This window comes from Kitasatospora sp. NPDC059673, from assembly GCF_042734215.1.
In the GTDB taxonomy this organism is placed as follows: Bacteria; Actinomycetota; Actinomycetes; order Streptomycetales; family Streptomycetaceae; genus Kitasatospora.
In genome coordinates, this window is the sequence record NZ_JBHWEN010000012.1 from 137,112 (window position 1) to 158,196 (window position 21,085).

General features: G+C 73.2%; 21 protein-coding genes. 11 read left to right on the forward strand and 10 right to left on the reverse strand.

Annotated features, from left to right (window positions below; all coding sequences use genetic code 11):
- Positions 1-80 precede the first annotated feature (80 nt).
- Together ACFV18_RS16600 and ACFV18_RS16605 are read left to right on the forward strand one after the other, a co-directional pair.
- Complete coding sequence (locus ACFV18_RS16600; protein ID WP_380483676.1) at positions 81-1,205, forward strand: low temperature requirement protein A; 1,125 nt, start codon at positions 81-83, stop codon at positions 1,203-1,205.
- Between the two features lie 86 nt (positions 1,206-1,291).
- Entirely contained in the window at positions 1,292-1,999 is a 708-nt protein-coding gene (locus ACFV18_RS16605) for a uracil-DNA glycosylase (protein ID WP_380483678.1), read from the forward strand.
- Positions 2,000-2,058: 59 nt separating this feature from the next.
- Here the strand turns inward: ACFV18_RS16605 and ACFV18_RS16610 are convergent, their stop codons facing one another.
- Positions 2,059-2,700, reverse strand: coding sequence for a 3-oxoacid CoA-transferase subunit B (locus ACFV18_RS16610; protein WP_380483680.1), 642 nt, complete (start codon positions 2,698-2,700; stop codon positions 2,059-2,061).
- Positions 2,700-3,467, reverse strand: coding sequence for a CoA transferase subunit A (locus tag ACFV18_RS16615; RefSeq protein ID WP_380483682.1), 768 nt, complete (start codon positions 3,465-3,467; stop codon positions 2,700-2,702). The genes ACFV18_RS16610 and ACFV18_RS16615 overlap by 1 nt, the downstream gene beginning before the upstream one ends.
- A gap of 263 nt (positions 3,468-3,730) precedes the next feature.
- On the opposite strand from ACFV18_RS16615, the gene ACFV18_RS16620 reads away from it, so the two are divergent.
- From ACFV18_RS16620 to ACFV18_RS16645, 6 genes are read left to right on the forward strand one after another with little or no spacing between them, the layout of a single operon-like run.
- Complete coding sequence (locus tag ACFV18_RS16620; protein WP_380483684.1) at positions 3,731-4,969, forward strand: substrate-binding domain-containing protein; 1,239 nt, start codon at positions 3,731-3,733, stop codon at positions 4,967-4,969.
- Between the two features lie 6 nt (positions 4,970-4,975).
- The gene (locus ACFV18_RS16625) at positions 4,976-5,734 is read left to right on the forward strand and encodes an ABC transporter ATP-binding protein (RefSeq protein ID WP_380483686.1); all 759 of its coding nucleotides are present in this window, start codon (positions 4,976-4,978) and stop codon (positions 5,732-5,734) included.
- Positions 5,731-6,468, forward strand: coding sequence for an ABC transporter ATP-binding protein (locus ACFV18_RS16630; protein WP_380483688.1), 738 nt, complete (start codon positions 5,731-5,733; stop codon positions 6,466-6,468). The genes ACFV18_RS16625 and ACFV18_RS16630 overlap by 4 nt, the downstream gene beginning before the upstream one ends.
- Complete coding sequence (locus ACFV18_RS16635; RefSeq protein WP_380483690.1) at positions 6,465-7,331, forward strand: branched-chain amino acid ABC transporter permease; 867 nt, start codon at positions 6,465-6,467, stop codon at positions 7,329-7,331. Before ACFV18_RS16630 ends, ACFV18_RS16635 begins: the two co-directional genes overlap by 4 nt.
- Positions 7,328-8,401, forward strand: a complete 1,074-nt coding sequence (locus tag ACFV18_RS16640; protein WP_380483691.1) for a branched-chain amino acid ABC transporter permease — start codon at positions 7,328-7,330, stop codon at positions 8,399-8,401. Before ACFV18_RS16635 ends, ACFV18_RS16640 begins: the two co-directional genes overlap by 4 nt.
- Positions 8,398-9,246: an alpha/beta hydrolase gene (locus tag ACFV18_RS16645; RefSeq protein ID WP_380483693.1), complete on the forward strand. Its 849-nt coding sequence runs from the start codon at positions 8,398-8,400 to the stop codon at positions 9,244-9,246. The genes ACFV18_RS16640 and ACFV18_RS16645 overlap by 4 nt, the downstream gene beginning before the upstream one ends.
- An 84-nt stretch (positions 9,247-9,330) precedes the next feature.
- Here the strand turns inward: ACFV18_RS16645 and ACFV18_RS16650 are convergent, their stop codons facing one another.
- From ACFV18_RS16650 to ACFV18_RS16665, 4 genes are all read right to left on the reverse strand, one after another.
- The gene (locus tag ACFV18_RS16650) at positions 9,331-10,065 is read right to left on the reverse strand and encodes a choice-of-anchor P family protein (protein WP_380483695.1); all 735 of its coding nucleotides are present in this window, start codon (positions 10,063-10,065) and stop codon (positions 9,331-9,333) included.
- A 149-nt stretch (positions 10,066-10,214) separates the two neighbouring features.
- Positions 10,215-11,555, reverse strand: coding sequence for a glycosyltransferase (locus ACFV18_RS16655; RefSeq protein ID WP_380483697.1), 1,341 nt, complete (start codon positions 11,553-11,555; stop codon positions 10,215-10,217).
- On the reverse strand, positions 11,552-12,133 hold the full coding sequence (locus ACFV18_RS16660; RefSeq protein WP_380483699.1) for a hypothetical protein: 582 nt from the start codon (positions 12,131-12,133) through the stop codon (positions 11,552-11,554). Before ACFV18_RS16660 ends, ACFV18_RS16655 begins: the two co-directional genes overlap by 4 nt.
- Before the next feature lie 37 nt (positions 12,134-12,170).
- The gene (locus ACFV18_RS16665; protein ID WP_380483701.1) at positions 12,171-12,377 is read right to left on the reverse strand and encodes a hypothetical protein; all 207 of its coding nucleotides are present in this window, start codon (positions 12,375-12,377) and stop codon (positions 12,171-12,173) included.
- Positions 12,378-13,309: 932 nt separating this feature from the next.
- Here ACFV18_RS16665 and ACFV18_RS16670 point away from each other — a divergent pair.
- On the forward strand, positions 13,310-14,059 hold the full coding sequence (locus ACFV18_RS16670) for a UDP-N-acetylglucosamine 2-epimerase (protein ID WP_380483703.1): 750 nt from the start codon (positions 13,310-13,312) through the stop codon (positions 14,057-14,059).
- 52 nt (positions 14,060-14,111) lie between these two features.
- Here ACFV18_RS16670 and ACFV18_RS16675 read toward each other — a convergent pair whose 3' ends face one another.
- Positions 14,112-15,371 carry a hypothetical protein gene (locus ACFV18_RS16675; protein ID WP_380483705.1) on the reverse strand — a complete coding sequence of 420 codons (1,260 nt, stop codon included), beginning with the start codon at positions 15,369-15,371 and terminating at the stop codon, positions 14,112-14,114.
- 227 nt (positions 15,372-15,598) lie between these two features.
- Positions 15,599-16,216, reverse strand: a complete 618-nt coding sequence (locus tag ACFV18_RS16680) for a DedA family protein (RefSeq protein WP_380483707.1) — start codon at positions 16,214-16,216, stop codon at positions 15,599-15,601.
- A gap of 424 nt (positions 16,217-16,640) precedes the next feature.
- Between ACFV18_RS16680 and ACFV18_RS16685 the strand changes: the two genes are divergently transcribed.
- The gene (locus ACFV18_RS16685) at positions 16,641-17,723 is read left to right on the forward strand and encodes an LLM class flavin-dependent oxidoreductase (RefSeq protein ID WP_380483708.1); all 1,083 of its coding nucleotides are present in this window, start codon (positions 16,641-16,643) and stop codon (positions 17,721-17,723) included.
- Between the two features lie 4 nt (positions 17,724-17,727).
- On the opposite strand, the gene ACFV18_RS16690 is transcribed toward ACFV18_RS16685, so the two are convergent.
- Both ACFV18_RS16690 and ACFV18_RS16695 read right to left on the reverse strand, forming a co-directional pair.
- The gene (locus tag ACFV18_RS16690; protein ID WP_380483710.1) at positions 17,728-19,629 is read right to left on the reverse strand and encodes a putative bifunctional diguanylate cyclase/phosphodiesterase; all 1,902 of its coding nucleotides are present in this window, start codon (positions 19,627-19,629) and stop codon (positions 17,728-17,730) included.
- A 312-nt stretch (positions 19,630-19,941) separates the two neighbouring features.
- The gene (locus ACFV18_RS16695; RefSeq protein WP_380483712.1) at positions 19,942-20,367 is read right to left on the reverse strand and encodes an OsmC family protein; all 426 of its coding nucleotides are present in this window, start codon (positions 20,365-20,367) and stop codon (positions 19,942-19,944) included.
- Between the two features lie 329 nt (positions 20,368-20,696).
- Between ACFV18_RS16695 and ACFV18_RS16700 the strand changes: the two genes are divergently transcribed.
- Positions 20,697-21,053 (forward strand): chorismate mutase, encoded by a 357-nt coding sequence (locus ACFV18_RS16700; RefSeq protein WP_380483714.1) that lies wholly within the window; start codon positions 20,697-20,699, stop codon positions 21,051-21,053.
- Positions 21,054-21,085 lie beyond the last annotated feature (32 nt).

Genomic DNA, 21,085 nt, shown 5'->3' on the forward strand with positions numbered 1-21,085 from the left:
TGGGCGAAACGGGCCCGGTAGCCTGTGCCGTCGTTCGCCGATGGGTGGCGTCAAAAGGCTTGGGGTGCAGGGGAGTTCGGATGGGGGAGAAGCGCGTCACCTGGGCGGAGCTGTACTTCGACCTGGTGTTCGTGTTCGCGGTGACGCAGGTGTCGGCGCTGCTGCACCACCACCACGACTGGGTGGGCTGCGGGCGGGCCCTGGTGGCGTTCGTGCCGGTGTACTGGTGCTGGGTGGGCACCACGGTGCAGGCCAACATCCGGGACGTGGACAACCCGCGCGACCGGATCGGGATCTTCGCGGTGGGTCTGGGCGGGCTGTTCCTGGCGCTCGCCCTGCCGGGGGCGTTCGGCGAACGCGGCGTGCTGTTCGGCGGCGCGTACTGGGCGGCCCGGCTGGTGCTGATCGGGCTGCTGGCCCGCCGGGTGCGGCGGATCTGGATCGGCCCGTACGGGGTGGGCGCGTTCTTCAGCGGGCCGCTGCTGGTGGTCGGCGGTCTACTGCCGTCCCCCGCACGGGAGTTGCTGTGGGCGCTGGCCGCGACGGCGGACCTCTCGGCGCCGCTGGTGTTCCGCCGGCGGCTGGCGAAGGTCGAGTACCACCCGGGCCACCTGCCGGAGCGCTTCGGCCTGTTCCTGCTGGTGGCGCTCGGCGAGTCGATCGTCGGGATCGGCGCCCCGGTGGCCGGCGCCCCGCTGCACCCGGGCCAACTGGTCTCGGTGGCGGTGGCGTTCGTGATCTCCTGCGCGCTGTGGTGGCAGTACTTCGGGTACGCCGCCGACGCGATGCGGCACGCCCTGGAGACCGCGAGTTCGCGCCGCGACGTGCTGCGACGGGTCTTCTCGTACGGGCACCTGGTGCTGATCGCCGGGGTGATCACCGTCGCGGTGGGCTTCGCCGAGACGGTGGCCCGCCCCGGGGTGGCGCTCGGCGGCGGCGCGCTCGGACTGCTGTACGGCGGCAGCGCGCTCTACCTGCTGACCTTCAACTACACCCGGTGGATGATGTTCCGGAAGCTCTCGCCGACCCGGCTCGCGGCCGGTCTGCTGGTCGCCGCGCTGCTGGCGCTGCTGCTGCTCACCCCGCTGCACCGGCTGCCCGCACTGGCCGTACTGGGCCTGCTGGCGGCGGTACTGGTCGGCGTGAGCGGCTGGGAGTCGCTGCGCGTGCGAAGGGCGGAGCGGGCTGTCGGCGCGACTGTGTAGCGTTCTTCGCAGCGGGTCCGGCACGGGCCCGGAACGTTCGAGAGCGAATGCGGCCGCCGTGCGGCGCGGCCGGTGGGAGGTACAACGTGACGGAGCTGGCCGAGGCGTCCGTGGGTGGCGCGCTGGAGCTGCCGGAGTCCTGGCGCGCGGTGCTCGCCGAGGAGACCGGCAAGCCGTACTTCGCGCAGCTGTCGGAGTTCCTGGCGGCCGAACGGGCCGAGCACGAGGTGTTCCCGCCCGCCGGGCAGGAATTCTCCGCGCTCGCCGCCACGGCGTACCAGGACGTCAAGGTGCTGCTGCTCGGCCAGGACCCGTACCACGACAACGGGCAGGCGCACGGGATGAGCTTCTCGGTGCTGCCGGGCGTCAAGACCCCGCCGTCGCTGCGCAACATCTACAAGGAGCTGAACACCGACCTCGGCCTGCCGGTGCCCGACAACGGCTACCTGATGCCGTGGGCGGAGCAGGGCGTGCTGCTGCTGAACGCGGTGCTCACCGTGCGGGCGCACGAGGCCAACTCGCACAAGAACAAGGGCTGGGAGAAGTTCACCGACGCCGTCATCAAGGCGGTCAGTGCCCGCGAGGAACCGTGCGTGTTCGTGCTGTGGGGCGGCTACGCGAAGAAGAAGCTGTCGCTGATCGACACGGACCGGCACGTGGTGGTGCAGAGCGGGCACCCGTCGCCGCTGTCGCAGAAGACCTTCCTCGGCACGAAGCCGTTCTCGCAGATCAACGCCGCGCTGGAGGGCTTCGGGCAGAAGGCGATCGACTGGACCATCCCGAACGTGAAGTAGCGGGCGGCACAGGGGCGGTGGGCACGAGAGGTGCGCACCGCCCCGGTGGCGTCCCGGGCTCAGGGAGCGAGCACCTCGGGCTCCGTCGCCTCGCGGAGCTGCTCCAGGCTCACGCCGTCCGCGAGTTCGACCAGGCGGAGGCCGTCCGGGGTGACGTCGAGGACGGCGAGGTCGGTGACGATGCGGTGGACGACGGCGCGGCCGGTCGCGGGGAGGGTGAGCTCGTTCACGATCTTCGGGGTGCCGTCCTTCGCGGTGTGCTCCATCACCACGATCAGGCGGCGGGCCCCGTGGACGAGGTCCATCGCGCCGCCCATGCCCTTGACCATCTTGCCGGGGATCATCCAGTTGGCGAGGTCGCCGCTCGCGGAGACCTGCATCGCGCCGAGCACCGACACGTCGATCCGGCCGGAGCGCACCATGCCGAAGGAGAACGCCGAATCGAAGTACGCCGCACCGGGGTTGACGGTGACGGTCTCCTTGCCGGCGTTGATCAGGTCGGGGTGGACGTCGGCGTCCGCGGGGTAGGGGCCGACGCCGAGGATGCCGTTCTCCGAGTGCAGGACGACGTGCACGCCGGCCGGCAGGTGGTTGGGGATCAGGGTGGGCAGGCCGATGCCGAGGTTGACGTACTGGCCGTCGCGCAGCTCGCGGGCGGCCCGCGCGGCGAGCAGGTCGCGCGCATCCAGCAGGGTGCTCATCAGGACTCCTTCGGGGCGGGAGCGCTGACGGTGCGGCGCTCGATCCGGCGGTCGGCGGGGTCGGCGGCGACCACCCGGTCCACGTACACGCCGGGCAGGTGGACCGCGTCCGGCGGGATCTCGCCGGGTTCGACGATCCGGTCGGCCTCGACGACGGTGATCCGGCCGGCGGTGGCGCACAGCGGGTTGAAGTTGCGGGCGGCCGCGTGGAAGACGCAGTTGCCGTGCCGGTCGGCGATCTCGGCGCGGACCAGGGCGAAGTCCGCGACGATGGCCTCCTCCAGCAGGTAGCGGCGCCCGCCGAACTCGCGGACTTCCTTCGGCGGGGAGGCCAGCGCGACGGAGCCGCCGCCGGGCGCGTACCGCCAGGGCAGTCCGCCCTCCTCGACCTGGGTGCCGGCGCCGGCGGGGGTGTAGAACGCCGGGATGCCGGCGCCGCCGGCCCGCAGCCGTTCGGCGAGGGTGCCCTGCGGGGTCAGTTCGACCTCGAGTTCGCCGTTCAGGTACTGGCGGGCGAACTCCTTGTTCTCGCCGACGTAGCTGGAGGTCATCCGGGCGATCCGGCCCGCGCCGAGCAGCAGGCCGAGGCCCCAGTCGTCCACTCCGCAGTTGTTGGAGACCACCCGCAACCCGGTGGTGCCGGCGGCCACCAGCGCGCCGATCAGGGTGGACGGGATGCCGCACAGGCCGAAGCCGCCGACCGCGAGCACCGCGCCGTCGGGAATGTCCCCGACCGCGCGGGCGGGGGAGTCCAGGACCTTGTCCAAGGGGGCCACCTTCTCGAAGGGGGAGGGCTGACTGCGACCACCACACTTGCCGCAGGCCCCGGCGCTTTCCATGGCGGGCGACGCCATGGAGCAGGGCGGATCCATGTGTCCGTCGCACATCTCGGGGCAGCTGGCGCCGCAACATGTGGCGAGCCGACACAGAAGGGGCCGCCGATGCGTGCTTCCGCCACATGTCGCCTTCCGGGCGGCCCCCCTACGGTTCCCGCATCCCACCAGCACAGGTACGTCAGGAGCCCCCCACCATGTCAGTCACGGACGCCACCCCCAGACGACCCGCCCGCAAGCTCGCCGCGCTGGCCGCCTGCGTGCTGCTCGCGGCCGGCTGTGCCAAGGCCGGTACGGCGGGTACCTCGGCCGAGACGGGCGGGGGCGACAAGAGCCCGGTCAAGGTCGGCCTGGTGTACTCCAAGACCGGCCCGCTGGCGGCGTACGGCAAGCAGTACCTGGAGGGCTTCAAGGCCGGTCTGTCGTACGCCACCAAGGGCACGAACGCGGTGGACGGCCGCCCGGTGGAGATCGCCGAGCAGGACGACGCCGGCGACCCGGCGAAGGCGGTCTCCGCCGCCAAGGACCTGATCGGCAAGAACTACAAGATCCTGGCGGGCTCGACCGCTTCCGGCGTGGCCCTGCAGGTCGGCCCGATCGCGGCGCAGAACAAGGTGCTGTTCATCAGCGGCCCGGCCGCCGCCGACAAGGTCACCGGCCTGAACAAGTACACCTTCCGCTCCGGCCGGCAGTCCTACCAGGACACCAAGGCCGCCGCGTCCTTCATCGGCGACGCCAAGGGCAAGAAGGTCACCGTCCTCGCTCAGGACAACGCCTTCGGCCAGGCCAACGTGGCCGCCGTCAAGGAGGTCCTCGGCGCCGAGGGTGCCACCGTGGACGCGGTGCTGGCCCCGCCGTCCGCCACCGACCTGACGCCGTTCGCCACCCAGGCCAAGGGCGCCAAGCCCGACCTGCTGTTCGTCGCCTGGGCCGGCGAGACCGCCTCCGCGCTGTGGACCTCGCTCAACCAGCAGGACGTGTTCTCCTCGACCAAGGTCGTCACCGGCCTCGACGTGGCCGCCTCCTACCCGCTGTTCGGCCCCGCCGCCGAGAAGATCGACTTCCTGAACCACTACTTCTCCGGCGCGGCCGGCGGCACCGAGGCCGAGCTGGCGATGAACGAGTTCGTCACCAAGAACGGCTCCAAGTCCGACCTGTTCACCCCGGACGGCTTCACCGCCGCGCAGATGGTGGTGCACGCGCTGGAGGCCAACAAGGGCTCCGACGCGGACACCGACGCGCTGGTGAAGTCCCTGGAGGGCTGGAGCTTCGACGGCGTCAAGGGCAAGCTCACCGTCCGCGCCGAGGACCACGCGCTGCTCCAGCCGATGTTCCAGGTCAAGCTGACCGGCACCGGCGCCGCCGCCAAGCCCAAGGCGGAGAAGACGCTGCCCGCCGAGCTGGTCGCCCCGCCGGTCGCCAAGATGGCGGGCTGACCGCACATGAGCACCTCCGCCCCGGTTCTGCGGCTGGACGGCCTCGGCTGGTCCGTCCGCGGCGTCCCGATCGTCCAGGACGTCACCCTCGACGTCGCCGAAGGCGAGTTCGTCGCCTTCATCGGCCCGAACGGGGCGGGCAAGACCTCCCTGTTCAACCTGATCTCCGGGATCTATCCGGCCAGCCACGGCACCCTCCACCTGGACGGCGCCGACATCACCGCCCTGCCGGTGCCCACCCGGGCCCGGCGGGGCCTCGGCCGGACCTTCCAGACCTCCTCGCTGTGGCCCGGCCTGACCGTCGCCGACCACGTCCGTCTCGCCGCCCAGGCGGCAGCCGGCCCGTCCGCCTCGTACCGGATCTGGCGGCGCGCCGAGCGCTACCGGCAGCAGGTCGAGGAGACCCTGGAGCGCACCGGCCTCGCCGACCAGGCCGACGACCTGGCCGGCTCCCTCTCGCACGGCGGCAAGCGCAAGCTGGAGCTCGCCGTGCTGCTGGTGGGCGACCCCCGGCTGATCCTGCTCGACGAGCCCATGGCCGGGGTGAGCGCCGAGGAGGTGCCCGCCCTGGTCGAGCTGATCCGCTCCGTCCACCAGGAACAGGGCCGCACCGTCCTGATGGTCGAGCACCACATGGACGTGCTGCTGGGCCTGGCCGACCGGCTCGCCGTGATGCACCACGGCACGCTGCTCGCACTCGACACCCCCGAGGCCGTGATGGCCGACGAAACCGTCCAGGGGGCCTACCTCGGGGAGGCGTTGTGACCGAAACCCTGCTCGCGGTGCGCGAGTTGAAGGTGGTGATCGACGGACTGCACATCCTGCACGGGGTGGACCTGGACGTCGCCGCCACCGGAGTCACCGCCCTGCTCGGCCGCAACGGCGCCGGCAAGACCACCACCGTCAAAGCGGTCATGGGACTCGTCCCGCGCACCGGTTCGCTGGTCTTCGACGGCACCGACATCGGCAGGATGCCCACCCACTTGGTGGTCCGCCAGGGCATCGGCTACGCCCCCGAGGACCGCGGCATCTTCGCCGGCCTCAGCGTCGCCGAGAACCTGCGCCTCGCCGAACGCGACGCCAACCCCGCCTACGACCTGGTCTTCGAGCTGTTCCCCGAGCTGAAGCAGCGCCACAAGCAGGCCGCCGGCACCCTGTCGGGCGGCCAGCAGCAGATGGTCGCGATCGCCCGCACGCTGCTCAACGGCAACCGGCTGATCATCGCCGACGAGCCCACCAAGGGCCTCGCGCCGAAGATCGTCACCGAGGTCGCCGACGTGCTCGCCCGGGCCGCCGAGACCGTCCCCGTGCTGCTGGTCGAACAGAACCTGGCCCTGGTCCGCCGGGTCGCCGGCCACTGCGCCGTCCTCGCCGACGGCCGCACCGCCCACCAGGGCGACGCCGGTGAACTGCTCGCCGACGAGGACGCCGCCCGCCGCCTGCTCGGCGTCGGCAGCCACCGCCCCACCGCCCCTGATCCCGAGGTGTCTCCCCGATGAACACCGTCGTCCTGCTCGCCTGCACCGGACTCGGGCTCGGCGCGCTGTACTTCCTGGTCGCCTCCGGCCTCTCACTGATCTTCGGCCTGATGGACGTCCTGAACTTCGCCCACGGCGCGCTGCTGTCCATCGGCGCGTACGCCGCCTGGTGGGCCGCCACCGACGGCGGGCTCGGCTTCTGGCTGGCCGTCCCGTTCGGCACCGCGGTCGGCACCGCCGCCTCGGTGCTGCTCGAACTCGCCCTGATCCGGCCGCTGTACTCCCGGCCGCGCGACCAGATCCTCGCCACCGTCGGCGTCGGACTCGCCCTGCCCGCCCTGATCATGGGCATCTGGGGCGCCGACGCCCGGCCGTTCCCGCAGCCCGAGGCGCTGTCCGGCACGGTGCGGCTGCTGGGCGCGACCGTGCCCGTCAACCGTTTCGTGCTGATGGCCGCCGCGCTGATCGTGCTGGTGCTGCTGCGGCTGTTCCTGGCCAAGACCCGCTACGGGCTGATCGTCCGGGCCGGCGTCGAGGACCGGGCCATGGTCACCGCCCTCGGCATCGACGTCCGCAAGGCGTTCACCCTGGTCTTCGCCATCGGCGGCGCCGCCGCCTCGCTCGGTGGCGCGCTGGCCGGCCTGTACTTCGGCTCGATCAACCCCGGCCAGGGCACCGGCCTGCTGATCTTCGCCTTCGTGGTCGTGGTGATGGGCGGCATGGGCTCCGTCACCGGCGCGGCCGTCGCCTCGGTCGGCGTCGGACTCGTCCAGCAGTTCGCCAACTACTACACGGCAGCCGGCCTCGGTGACCTCTCCGTGGTCGTCCTGCTCGCCGTGCTGCTGCTCGTCAAGCCGCGCGGACTCACCGGGAGACTCGCATGACCACCCACCTCAAGCGCTGGTGGCCGCTCGCCCTGCTGATCGTCCTGGTGATCGCGCCGTACAGCACCCTGCCGCTGCCCGGCCTGCTGGACGGACCGCTCGGCAGCCCCGGCAGCCTCCAACTGATCGCCCTGTGCCTGGTCTACGGCGGCCTCGCCACCGGCTACGACCTGCTGCTCGGCCGCACCGGGCTGCTCTCCTTCGGCCACGCCCTGTACTTCGCCACCGGCCTGTACGCCACCGACCTGGCGATGCTGGAGTTCGGCATGGGCTTCGTGCCGGCCGCGGCGTTCGGCATCGTCTGCTCGATCGCCCTGGCGATGCTGCTCGGCTCGGTGTCGCTGAAGGTCACCGGCATCGGCTTCTCCATGGTGACGCTGGCGTTCGCACAGGCCGGGGCGATCCTGGTACAGCGCAACCCCGGCGGCCTCACCGGCGGCGAGGAGGGCCGCTCCGCGCCCGCCGAGCACCTGCCCGACGCGCTGATCGGCATCCAGAACACCGCCAACCTGTACTGGATCGCGGTGCTCTACCTGGTCGTCACGCTCGCCGTGGTGCACTGGACGGTCTCCTCGCCGACCGGCCGGGTCTGGGCCGGCATCCGCGAGAACGAGCGCCGGGTCGAGGTGCTGGGCCTGCGCCCGTACGGCTTCAAGCTGGTCGCGTTCACCGTGTCCGGCGGCCTGGCCGGCGCCGGCGGCGTGGTCTACCTGCTGCTCACCGGCGGCGCCACCCCGCAGGCCGCGAGCTCGGACGCGACGCTGGCGCTGCTGGTGATGGTGGTGCTCGGCGGCTCCGGCACCCGGTGGGGCCCGCTGCTCGGCGGCGTGCTCTACACCTGGGCGGCGCACCGGCTCGGCGACCTCGCCAACTCCGCGTCCATCGCCGAACTCCCGTCCGTGCTGCGGGTCCCGCTCTCCCAGCCGCTGTTCCTGCTCGGTACGCTCTTCGTCGCCGTGGTCTACCTGCTGCCCGGCGGTCTGGCCCGGCTGCCCGCCCGGCTGCGTGCGGGCCGGGCCGCCAAGGCCGCCAAGGTGTCCGTCACCGCCGTTCCGGAAGGCGCCGCATGACTCTCCCTCAGCACCTCACCGTCCCCGTGGACGGCGGTGACCTCGCCGTCCTGCACTGGCCGGCCGCCGCCCCGGACGCGCCCGTGGTGGTCGCCGTGCACGGCATCACCGCCAACGCGCTGGCCTGGGCCGGCCTGGCCCGCCTGCTCGCGGGCCGGGTCTCGCTGTACGCCCCCGACCTGCGCGGCCGGGCCGCCAGCCGCGAGCTGCCGGGCCCGTGGGGCCTGGGCCGGCACGCGGAGGACGTCGCCGCGCTGATCCGCCACCTGGACGCCGGCCCCGTCCGGCTGGTCGGCCACTCGATGGGCGCCTGGGTGTCGGCCATCGCCGCCGCCCGCCACCCCGAGCTGCTCGCCGACCTGGTCCTGGTCGACGGCGCGGTGACCTTCCCGCTGCCCGAGGGCGTCAGCGAGCAGGACGCGCTGGCCGCGGTGCTCGGCCCGGCGCTGGCCCGGCTGTCGATGACCTTCGAGAGCCGCGAGGCCTACCGCGCGTTCTGGCAGGCGCACCCCGCGTTCGCCGACTGGAACGACGAGCTGGACGCCTACACCCAGCGCGACCTGGTCGGCGAGGCCCCCGCACTGGTCTCCTCCTGCGTCCACGAGGCGATCACCACCGACGGCACCCAGGTCCTGCTCGACCCGGAGGCCGCCGACGCGATCCACCGCCTGACCGTCCCGACCCGCTTCCTGTACGCCGAGCGCGGCCTGCTGAACGAGCCGCAGGCGCTGTACGACGAGAGCCGGCTGGCGGCGGCGAAGGTCAGCGTCCCGACCGAACTGGTCGCCGACACCAGCCACTACTCGATCATCTGGGACGACCGGCTGGCCGAACTGCTGGTCTGAGCACGGCAGTTCGACGCCGGACAGCCGGGTGCCCGCTCCCTCCGACCTTGGAGACGAGCGGGCACCCGGCTGTCGGGCTTCCGGTCAGGCGCGGCGCCGCAGGTACATGGTGCCGAGCACGGCCGCGGCGGCCAGCGAACCGCCGATCACCCCGACCTGGGGGTTGACCATCGGGACGGTCGCGGCCGCCGGCGCGCCGCCGCACTCGACGTGGCCGACGATCACGTTGGCGCCACCGAGGGTGGGCAGCAGGGTGAGGTGCACGGCGTTGACGGTGAGCACCCCGTTGGCGTCGGTGGACTGCTCGTTGAGAATCACGTCGCCGAGGCCGGGCACGGTGACGCTGGTGTTCTTCGGGGCGTTCGCCTGCAAGGTGGTCGGGACGCCCAGGACGGTGACCGTGCCGCCCGCGATGACACCGTTGCCGGTGGCGCCGCCGGGGTCCGCGCTGCAGGTGGAGCTGACGCCGGTCAGGTCACCGGTCAGGGCCGGGCCGAGGGTGAGGCTCAGCCGGTCGACGGTGGCGGAGGCGGACGAGGTCCCGGTGGTCGGGTCGCCCGCGGTGGTGGCGGTGAGCGTGGAGTTGGTCGCGAACGGTCCGACCGTCAGGCCGATCTCGGTCTGGGTGCCGCCCGGCGGGTAGGTGGACAGCGGTTGCGGCGGGACGGCCACGTTGTTGTTCAGCGCGTCGGCCGAGACCACGTACGCCAGTGCCTCGGGGGAGGTGAGTGCGGCGAACGCGGGTGCGGCGGAGCAGAACAGTCCGCCGACGAGGGCCGCGCCGGCCAGGACGCGGGTTCGGGTGGAGACGGTGGTCACGGACGGACCGCCTTTCTGGTGGAGGGATGCCGTTTCCGATGGCTGGTGATCAATTCCCTGATGCGGCAAGGGATTTATGTGAAAAGTCGGGAAATCCGGTCGAATGGAGCAGCTGACCGGACCGCGGTGACGACATGTCTGACGCCACATCAATTCGTCGTGTCCGCAGCCGTCCGGGCGGTCTTGTGCCACCCCTGGTCCCCGCGCACCAGCCGCCAGAACGCCCGCATCGCGACCAGGTACGTCCCAGCCGCGTAGACCGCCAGCGCCAACCCGTAACCCAGCGCCGGACCCCGGCCGATGTCCCGCTCGCAGCGACGCCGGTACAGCGGCCCCCACACGGCGAACTCGGCCACCCCGAGCAGCAGGTACAGGCTCAGCAGCAGCGCGCCGCCGTGGGTGAGGAAGCCCACGGTGAACTCCGGGTAGGCCCAGGCGTGGTAGCCGAAGACCCCGATCGGCAGCAGGTAGGCGAACATCCCGACCACCTGCAGCCAGGGCTGCGCCATGAAGTAGCCCACCTCCAGGAAGCCGATCGCGCTGAACTCCCGGGAGCTCCAGATCCGCGGCAGGTACCGCGCGCACTGCATCGAGCCCTGCGCCCAGCGCACCCGCTGGGTGAGCAGCTGGCGCACGCTCCACAGCGCCTCCTGCTCGACCCAGGCGGTGGTGGTGTAGGCGTTGCGACGGCCGGCCAGCATCATCCGCAGCCCCAGCTCGAAGTCCTCCAACAGGGCCTGCCCCCAGGGGCTTCCGGTCTCGGCGGCGACCGCGCGCAGCGCGCTGAGCCGGTTGGCCTGCCCGTTGCCGCCGACGTTGACGGTGCCGGTGCGGCGGCGGGTGATCTGCATGGCGGAGATCGGCCCGCGGAATTCCAGGTCCTGGAGCCGGGCCAGCAGCCGGGCGCGGGCGTTGGCGACCCGGCCCCGGCCGGGCAGCGGCGCGGCCACCGACCGGTTGGACATCCGGACCTCCACCTGGACGGCGCCGATCGCCGGGTCGCCGAACGAGGAAGGCCCGGCCAGTACGTGCAGCAGGTTGGGCGAGGGGCGGCCGTCCGCGTCCACCACGGTCAGCACCACCCGGTCCGGGTCGGTGCCGGGCGGCAGCCAGTTCTCCAGCGCGTGGTAGGCGGCGTTCAGCGCGTCGCCCTTCCCGGTGCGGGCGGCCGGCAGCCGGCGCCGCACCAGGTGGACGGGCAGCCCCGCGGCGGCGCGCCGCAGCGCCACGTCCGCGGTGCGGTCCGCCGAGTGGTCGTCCACCACCCACAGCCGGGCGGTGGGGAACCGGTGGAGCAGGTGGTCGAGGGTGGCGCCGAGCACCGCCTCCTCGTCGCGGCACGGGATCACGAAGTGCCACTGGTAGTCGGACGGGTCGCCGGGGGCGTCGGGGCGGGCGCGCAGGAAGCCGGTCACGATCACCCCGACGTAGCCGAGGAAGCCGACGCCGAGGATGAACGACAGGCACACGGAGAGGTCGAGCAGGCTCACGGGGCGACCTCCTCGGCGGAGCGGGAGCCACGGGCGACCACCGCGAGGCAGAGCAGCAGGGCCGCCAGCGCCGCAGCCATCATCAGCAACGAGCCGAATAGGACGTGCGTCCACTCGAAGCCGGCGCTGCCGTAGCGGTGCTGCATGGCGACGATCAGGGTGAGCCGGCCCAGGTTGGTACCGGCGATCAGCGTGAAGGCCAGCGCCAGGGCCAGCAGCAGCCGTCCCGGACGGCGGTGGCCGAACACCAGCAGAAGGCCGAGGACCAGGGCGAACGGCGCGATCAGCAGGGCGCTGCTGCACCCCGTGGTCAGCGCGATGCCCTGCTCCAGGTGGTCCGGCCCGCCCGCGTACAGCACCGGTGCGCTCGGGCTCGGCAGCAGCAGGGTGCGCAGCCCCAGCAGGTGGGCCGCCACCTGGGCGACGGCGGTCAACTCCAGGTTGCGGTACATGTGTTCGCCGCCGACCAGCAGGCCGGCCAGGGCGAGGGAGAGCGGGCCGCACACCATGCCGAGGCGGCCGGGGCGGGAACGGGCGGTCGGCCGGGCCGGCAGCCCGGAGAGCGCGGTGGCAGGCATGGGCGGCTCCACACGAGGGGCGGACGGGCGGAAGCGGTCAGGGGCGGCGGCCGGGGCGTTCGGCGTCGGGGCGTTCGGATCCGGGAGTGGCGGCCAGCCGGCCGCGCCGCACCAGCAGCACCCCGATCAGCAGCAGGCCGGTGGCCGCGGCGGCGGCCAGGCCGAGCCCGGGCGATCCGGTGGAGGCCAGCACCCCGCCACCGGCCGCGACCGGCGGGATTCCTCCGACATGGGGTCCGTACACGGCTGTCTCCTCTCGTCCCGGCCCGGCGGGTTCCAGGCCGACGCCAAAGGTGACTGCCGGGCCGATGATCAGACCGCCTTGACGCGCGGGTCGGCGGGAAGTCCACACGGACGCCGCACCCGGCGGCGCCCACCGACGCCCGGCCGTTGCGCCGGGCGGGTGGTCCCGGGGCGCGGCCGAAAGGCAAGGGCGCGCGCGTGGCGCTCATTGACGCGGCGTCACGACCACGGACCGCCGTTCAAGAGCCCGCCCGCCGATAGCTCGACGCTCGGTTCCGCCGTCCCGTCCCACCCGCGAGCGGCACGACCTCCCGCGACCCCCGGAACCCGGCCGGAAGTCGTCAACTCGGCGTCCTCGCCCGATTGTTGGGTTGGCGCGCCTGCCTGATGCGGACCGGGCGGCGCAGGCGGCTGGGCGGTGTGGGCGGCGGGCCGCGCGGCGGGTAGATTGGCCCGGAAATCGCCAACTCAGCCTCCTCGCACGGCTGTTGGGTTCCCGTGCCTGCCTGGTGCGGACCGGGCAGTGCGGGGATCCGCCCTGCGCCACCGGCTGGGCGGTGTGGGCGGCGAATCGTGCGGCGGGTAGATCGGCGGGAATCGTCAACTCGGCGCCCTCGCGCGGCTATTGGGTTCCCGTGGCTGCCTGGTGCGGACCGGGCAGTGCGGGGATCCGCCCTGCGCCACCGGTTGGGCGGTGTGGGCGGCGAATCGTGCGGCGGGTAGATCGGCGGGAATCGCCAACTCGGCTACCTCGCACGGCTGTTGGGTTCCTGTGCCTGCCTGGTGCGGACCGGGCAGTGCGGGGATCCGCCCTGCGCCACCGGCTGGACGGCGTGGGCGGCGAACTCGGCCGGCACTTCGCCGCACACCCGCCCGCCGCCGCGAGCGCCGTCGCCGGGGCGCTCGGCGCGCGCTGCGCGGGTTTTCCCGGTCGTGCACGTCGAAGCGGGCCTGCAGTCCTTCGACCCCGCGATGCCCGAGGAGGCGAACCGGCGGGTCGTCGCCCCGCTCGCCGATCTGCACTGCGCGCCCACCCGGACCGCCGCCGACCACCTGGCGCGCGAAGGTATCGACCCGCGGCGGATCCTGATCACCGGTTGCACCGTGGACGAGCTCGCCGCCCGCGCCGTGCCGGCCCGGTACGGCGTCCGGCCCGAGAACTACCTGCTGGCCATCGTCCACCGGCCCGAGAACACCGGCGACCTAGGCGGCTTCGCCCGGTCGGGCCGCCCGCCCGCGCCGCGTTCCCGGCGTCGGCCCGGTACTGCCAGCTGCTGGTCTCCGACTCCGGCGGCGTCCGGGAGGGGTGCGCGGTACTCAAACGGCCCCCGGCGGTGGTCCCGCGACTCCACCGGGCGCCCGGAGGCGGTGCGGGCCGGGGGGGGGCGACCGGCCCGCGCCGGGGCCGAACTCGCTGCCGTACTGCGCGAGTTGCTCGCCGAGGTGCCCTCCCCGTACGGCGATGGGCAGGGTCCTGGGCGAGCGCCACCGCCCGACCGGCCCGCGCCGGGGCCGAACTCGCTGCCGCGATACGCGAGTTGCTCGCCGAGGTGCCCTCCCCGTACGGCGACGGGAAGGCGTCCCGGGCGAGCGCCACCGCCGTCCGGGCCCGCTACCCGCAGCGCGCCCCGGCCGCCGTACCGCGTGCCCCGGCCGCCGTATCGCGCGGCCCGGCCGCCGTAGCGCGTGCCCCGGCCGCCGTACCGCGCGGCCCGGTGCCCGGGGCGAAGGGGCGTCAGGCGGTGCCGAGGAAGCTCTGCCAGCCGGCGGCCGGGGCCTGGCCGACGCCGAGGGTGCGCAGCTTACGGAGCGTGGACTGGTCCTGCGCCTCCAGCCACTCGACCAGCTGCTTGAACGAGACCAGACGGACGTCCGGCTTGCCGGAGATCTGCTTGAGGGTCTCCTCGACGGCGTCCATGTAGATGCCGCCGTTCCACTGCTCGAAGTGGTTGCCGACGAAGAACGGCGCGCGGTTGGTGGTGTAGGCGCGGTTGAAGCCCGCCAGGTAGGAGTCCCGGGCCTGGTCGCGCCACTCGTTGTACTTGGCCGGGTCGCCCTTGGTGGTGCCGGCGGACTGGTTGGCGAGGATGTTGTAGTCCATCGACAGCACCTGGAAGCTGTGCCCGGGGAACGGGATGCCCTGCAGCGGGAAGTCCCAGATCTTGGCGTCCTGCACCTTCTGCGGCCAGATCTGCTGCCCGCCGGGCGAGCTGGCGTCGTACTTCCAGCCGAGCTTGGCGGCGGTCGGCAGCAGCGACTTCTGGCCCTCCAGGCACGGGGTGCGGCCGCCGATCAGCTCCTTCTTGTAGTCGAAGGGCAGCGGGTCGACGTCGGTGAAGCCGGTGTTGGTCTTCCACTGGGTGACGAAGGAGACCGCCTGCTCGATCTCGCTCTCCCAGTCCTCCGGCGACCACTTGTTGACGCCGTTGCCGTCCGAGCGGGTGGAGCAGAAGTGCCCGTTGAAGTGGGTGCCGATCTCGTGGCCGGCCAGCCATGCCTGGCTGATCAGCTTCAGCGTGTTGCGGACGGCGTTCTCGGAGAGGAACGGAATGTCGGAGGCGCCCTGCGAGTGCTTCGGCGGGTGGTACAGCGAGGCCTTCTCCTTCGGCAGCGCGTAGATGCCGGAGAGGAAGAACGTCATGGTCGCCTTGTGTTCCTCGGCGAGCTTGAGGAAGCGGGTGAACTGGCCGTCGTCGGTGCCGCCCGCGCCGTCCCAGGAGAACACCACGAACTGCGGCGGCGCCTCGCCGGGCTTCAGCTTCTCGGGCTTCGGCTGGTTGGGCTGCGGGCCGGTGTCGGCGTTGGAACCGTCGCCTATCGGGGTGCCCTTGGCGCTGGACTGGCCGGGCGCGGGCTTGCTGCCGCCCGTGCCGGTGCCCGCGTCCGAACCCGGGCGGCCGCCCGCACCGCCCCCGCCGGAACAGGCCGCGACGGCCCCCAGGGCCGCGGTGGCCGCCGTGGCGGACAGCACTGTCCTGCGCGAGATGGTGCTCATGGTCTCCCCTGCCGCAGTGGGCCCGGCCAGAAGAAGATCCGGACGCCGGCCGCGGCTCCGGATGGTCAACTTCTGGCAAACTCGGACAATTTGACGGTTTCGCCATCCAAGGATGGCATGCCCGGGACGGGCGGTCCAACGCCGCCCGCCCTCAACCGGTCACCACGCGGGCCGGGTTCGCCCGGCTCCCGCCAGGGCCGTCCTGTTGCCGTCCTGGGACACAGACCCTAGACGAGTTCGCCCTCGACCAGTACGGCCAGGCGGCGGCGCCGTCGCACCAGTTGGACCACCAGGGTGCTGATCGCCGTCGCCGCCAGGCTGGAGATCGCCAGGCTCAGCCACTCGGTGTCGAACCAGTGCAGGTTCAGCCAGCCGAGGCTGACGATGTACGCCGCCCACACCACCGCGGACACCGCCGACCAGCGCAGGAAGGTCCATGGCCGGTGCGGGGAGTGACCGACCGCCAGGTCCAGCACCGTCCGCCCGGCGGGGACGAAGCGCGCCACGATCACGATCGCCGCCGCCGTCCGGCTGGTGGTGCGGGCGGTCAGCGCCCGCTGCACCCGGCTCACGTTGGCCGCCAGCCGGGGGCGGCGCGCCAGCCGCCGGTTGACCGCGGGCGCGCCGCGCCGGGCCAGGTTGAGCAGCAGGATGTCGCCGAGGAAGGACGACACCGCCACGCCCGCGGCCAGCGGCAGCGGCGAGCCGCCCATCTGGCCGGTCTTCAGCACGGCCAGGATCACCAGCGTCCCGCTGGGCAGGAACGGCAGGAAGGCGTCGCCGAGCACCGCGACCAGAGCGACGGCGCAGTACCACGCCGGTGCGATGACGGCGTTGGCGTCCAAGGTTCTCTCCCTCCAGCCCGCCCGGGGGAGAGGCAGCTGCAACGAGGGTCAACGCTAGCGCGGACACCTTTCATCACCTGAAGCACCCCCGTGTGGCATGTCGCACACGCGTCCGGGAATGCTGAGAGCCCCCGGCGGGGTGCCGCTGCGGGGGCCCGGGGAGGACCGGCGGAGCTGGTCGAGCCCGCCGATCCGTGCGAATGCGCGGAGCCGGTAGGTTCTCCGCCGCGATGCACCAGCCTGCCGCATCCCCCGGGCCCGGCTCGATCCTTCCGGCTGGCGACTTCCCGCGCTGGCGCGAACTCGCCAGCCGATCGGAGGCCGGCACATTCGCGGCGGGCGGCGGGAACAGCCCGGCCGGCCGGCGGGTTGTGCTCCGACGAACGCCCGGGCGCCCGGCCGGGGCACCAGGAGGACGCACCGCATGAGCAGCGCACCGGAGCCGACCGAACAGCACCCCGGCGAGGACGACCGGATCCGCGGCCGGGCGGCCGGCACCGCCCCCGCCCCGCTCTCCATCCTGGACCTCGCCACCGTCGGCACCGGCCACACCGCCGGCGAGGCACTCGCCGCCACCACCGAACTCGCCCGCAGCGCCGAGAGCTGGGGCTACCACCGGTTCTGGGTCGCCGAGCACCACGGCATGCCCGGCGTCGCCTCCTCGGTGCCCGCCGTGCTGCTCGCCCACCTCGGCGCGCACACCAGCACCCTGCGGCTCGGCTCCGGCGGCGTGATGCTCCCCAACCACGCCCCGCTCTCCGTCGCCGAACAGTTCGGCCTGCTGGAGGCCCTGCACCCCGGCCGGATCGACCTCGGCCTCGGCCGCGCCCCCGGCACCGACCAGGCCACCGCCCGGGCGCTGCGCCGCGGCCTGGCCGACGGCGCCGAGGACTTCCCCCGTCAACTCGCCGAACTCACCCACTTCCTGGACGGCGACTTCCCCGACGGCCACCCGTACGCCCGCCTGGAGGCGGTGCCGCGTTCGGCCGCCCGCCCGCCGATCTGGCTGCTCGGTTCCTCCGGCTTCTCCGCGCAGCTCTCCGCCGGGCTCGGCCTGCCGTTCGCCTTCGCGCACCACTTCAGCGCGGCCAACACGGTGCCCGCGCTCGACCTGTACCGGGACACCTTCCGCCCGTCCGAGGTGCTGGCCGAGCCGTACGCGCTGATCGGGGTCAGCGCCGTCGCCGCCGAGAGCACCGAGCGGGCGCTGTGGCTGGCCCGCTCGGCCGGCCTCGGCATGCTGCGGCTGCGCCAGGGCCGGCCCGGGCCGATCCCCACCCCGGAGGAGGCCGCCGCGCACCCGTACACCCTGGCCGAGGCGGACTTCCTAAAGTCCTGGCTGGCCAACGTGGTGCTCGGCACCCCGGCCGAGGTGGCCGAGGGCCTGGAGGCGCTGCGCCGGCGCACCGGGGCGGACGAGCTGATGGTGACCTCGCACATCCACGGCCACCGGAACCGGCTGACGTCCTACGGGCTGATCGCCGAGGCGTACGGGCTCACCGGCTGACGGTTCACGAACGGGGGCACTCCCGCAGTATCTCGGCGATCCGCTCGGCCGTGCCCGGGCGGGCGAAGTACCAGCCCTGGGCGGTGTCGCAGCCGGTCTGCCGCAGGCGCTCCGCCTGGGCGGCGTTCTCGATGCCCTCGGCGGTGACGGTCAGGCCCAGCGCGTGCGCCAACTGCACGACGGCGCCGACGATCTGCTCGTCGGCGGCGCGCCGCCGTCCGCCGTCGCCGGGGGAGCTCTCCCGGAACGCCTCGATGAAGGTGCCGTCGAGCTTCAGCGCGTGCACCGGCAGCCGGGACAGGTAGGCGAGGTTGGAGTAGCCGGTGCCGAAGTCGTCGATGGCGATCCGCACGCCCATCTCGGCGAGCGCCTGCAGTGCCTGCAGCGGGCGTCCGCTCGGGCCGAGGATCGCGCTCTCGGTGATCTCCAGTTGCAGCAGCCGGGCGGGCAGCCCGGTGCGCTCCAGCACCTCGGCGACATCGGCGACCACGTCGGAGTCCCAGATCTGCCGGGCCGCCAGGTTGACCGACACGAAGGTCTCCGCGTCCGGGAACTCGGCCAGCCAGCGCCGGGCCTGACGGCAGGACTCCTCCAGCACCCACTTGCCGAGCGGCACGATCGCCCCGGACTCCTCGGCGAGCGGGATGAAACGGTCCGGCGACAGCAGCCCGTAGCGGGGGTGGCGCCAGCGCACCAGGGACTCCGCACCGTGCACCGTGCCGTCCGTCAGGCCCACCAGCGGCTGGTACTCGACGGTGAACTCGCCGCGCTCCACGGCCGGGCGCAGTGCCGTCGCCAGCAGGTGCCTGGTCAGCTGGTCGGCGCCGCGGTCGCGGTCGTACAGCGTCCAGCGGGCGCGGCCGTCGGCCTTCGACCAGTACAGGGTGGAGTCGGCGTCGCGGATCAGGTCGGTCGGGGTGGAGCCGCGTACCGGGCGCTCCACCACGCCGATCGAGGCGGTCACCGTCAGGCGGTGGCCGGCCACCTCGAAGGGCCGCTCCAGGGCGTCCATCAGCCCGGCCGCGAGGTGGGTGAGCTGCTGGTCGCCGCCGCTGTCGGTGACCAGCACGGCGAACTCGTCGCCGCCGAGACGGGCCACCAACTGGCCTTCGCCGTCGCCGAATCCGTGCTCCAGCCGGGCGGCGACGGCGACCAGCAGCTGGTCGCCGATGTGGTGGCCGAGGGTCTCGTTGATGGCGGCGAACCCGTCCAGGTCGACGTAGCACAGACCGATCCGGCGCTCGCCGTCCCGGACGCCCGGCCCGGCCTGCCCGTCCGGCTTGAACGCCGCCTCGAGGCGCTCGTAGAACAGCGCCCGGTTGGGCAGCCTGGTCAGCGGGTCGTGCAGCGCCTGGTAGGCGAGCCGGTCGCCGAGCTGTCGCTGCTCGGTGATGTCCTCGACCATGACCAGCGTGTAGTACGGGTGGCCGGCCCCGTCGCGGATCAGCGAGACGGTGACCCGGCCCCAGACCTCGCGCCCGCTGCGGTGCTTGAGGCGTTTCTCGGTGCGCATCCGGTCGCGTTCGCCGCGCACCACTTCGCGGTAGCGCTTCCGGGACGGGTCCTCGGGGTCGATGATCCGGTGGATGTGCATGCCGGGCAGCTCGGCGGTCTTCCGGCCGAGCATGGCCGCGAACGCCGGATTGCCCTCGATCACCAGGTCGTCGGCGTCGATCAGCGCCATGCCGAAGCCGGCGTCGGAGAACGCGGCGCGGAAACGCGACTCGCTGGCCCGCAGCGCGTCGGCCAGGTGCACCGCGTCGGCGCTCAGCGAACTGCCGCAGGCGGCGCAGGTCTGGGGCGGGCCCTCGGCCACCCCGGCGGAGTGCGCACCGCTCTGCGGGTGCGGCGCTTCGGGCCGCCCACCCCGATGGTGTGCGTCGGCCCCGACGTTCCGGCCCGGCACGGCACGCTCCCGTCCGCTGCTGCCACTGACTCACGGCCGACACCCATTGCGGGCGGAGACCGGCCCGCGGCCCCGCTCCGTCCGCCGGACCCCGGCCGGCGACCGGGGAGCTGTCGGCGGCCTCGGGCCACGTCCGCCGATCATAGGCCGCCGGTGTAACTGTGCGCGACCGGCGGCGGGACGATTTGGTTGAAATGCCCGCAGATGTGACCCGACATTACGTGCGAGACCCCCGGCGGGCACCGGATTCGGTGCACGCCGGGGGCGTACGCCCCTGCTTACCCGCCGTGACGGAGGGCAGGTCGGGGCAGGTCAGCCGAGGGTGGCGCTGAGCGTGATGGTGGTGCCGGTGAGCGCCTGGCTGACCGGGCAGTTCGCCTTCGCGTCCTCGGCGGCCTTCACGAAGCCCGCCTCGTCCAGGCCCGGGACGGTGCCGATCACGGTCAGGTGGATGCCGGTGATGCCGGTGCCCGGCTGGAAGGTCACGTTCGCCGTGGTGGTCAGCTTCTCCGGCGGGGTGCCCGCACCGGCCAGGCCGTGCGAGAGCGCCATCGAGAAGCACGCCGAGTGCGCGGCCGCGATCAGCTCCTCCGGGCTGGTCTTCCCGTTGGCCGCCTCGGCCCGGGACGGCCAGGACACCGGGTACTCGCCGATGCCCGAGGAGTCGAAGGTCACCAGGCCCTTGCCGTCGAGCAGGTTGCCCTCCCACTCGGTGTGCGCGATGCGGGTCGTTGCCACGATCAGGTACCTCCTGTTGGGGGAACTGCCGGTCGAACTGCTCCACCCACGACCGCACTTGCGGCCGCGGCCCGCCCAGCCTACGGCGCGCACCGCCGCCCGGTGGGCGAACGGCGCGCCGCCGCGCCCGGGGGGCATCCGGTGGCCGTCCGGGAGGCTGTCCGGGGGGTTGTCCGGGAGCCGTCCCACATCGCGGAACGCGGCGGTGATCAGGGCGAAAGCGACGGGTTTGCCCTGTTAGATTGGCCGTTCGCCCGCGCCCGGGACGGCCCGTCCGCCGCACCCCGCCGCGCCCGGAGCCCACCCGCACCCGCATCGGAGCCGCCCCCATGACGGACCAGCCCACCACCTCCCCGGCGGAGACCTCCTCGGCGGAGATCGACGGTGCCGTGCGGGCGGAGCTGACCCGCCTGCGCGAGTCGATCGACAACATCGACGCCGCCGTCGTCCACATGCTCGCCGAGCGCTTCAAGGCCACCCAGCAGGTCGGCCGCCTCAAGGCCGAGCACCGGCTGCCGCCCGCCGACCCGGAGCGGGAGCGCCGGCAGATCGCGCGGCTGCGCGAACTGGCCGTCAGCGCCCACCTCGACCCGGTGTTCGCCGAGAAGTTCCTGAACTTCATCATCGCCGAGGTGATCAGGCATCACGAGGCGATCGCCGGCGACAGCGGCCGCCCCGAGAACTGAACGGGTGTGTCCGGTCCGCGTAAGGGCCGGAT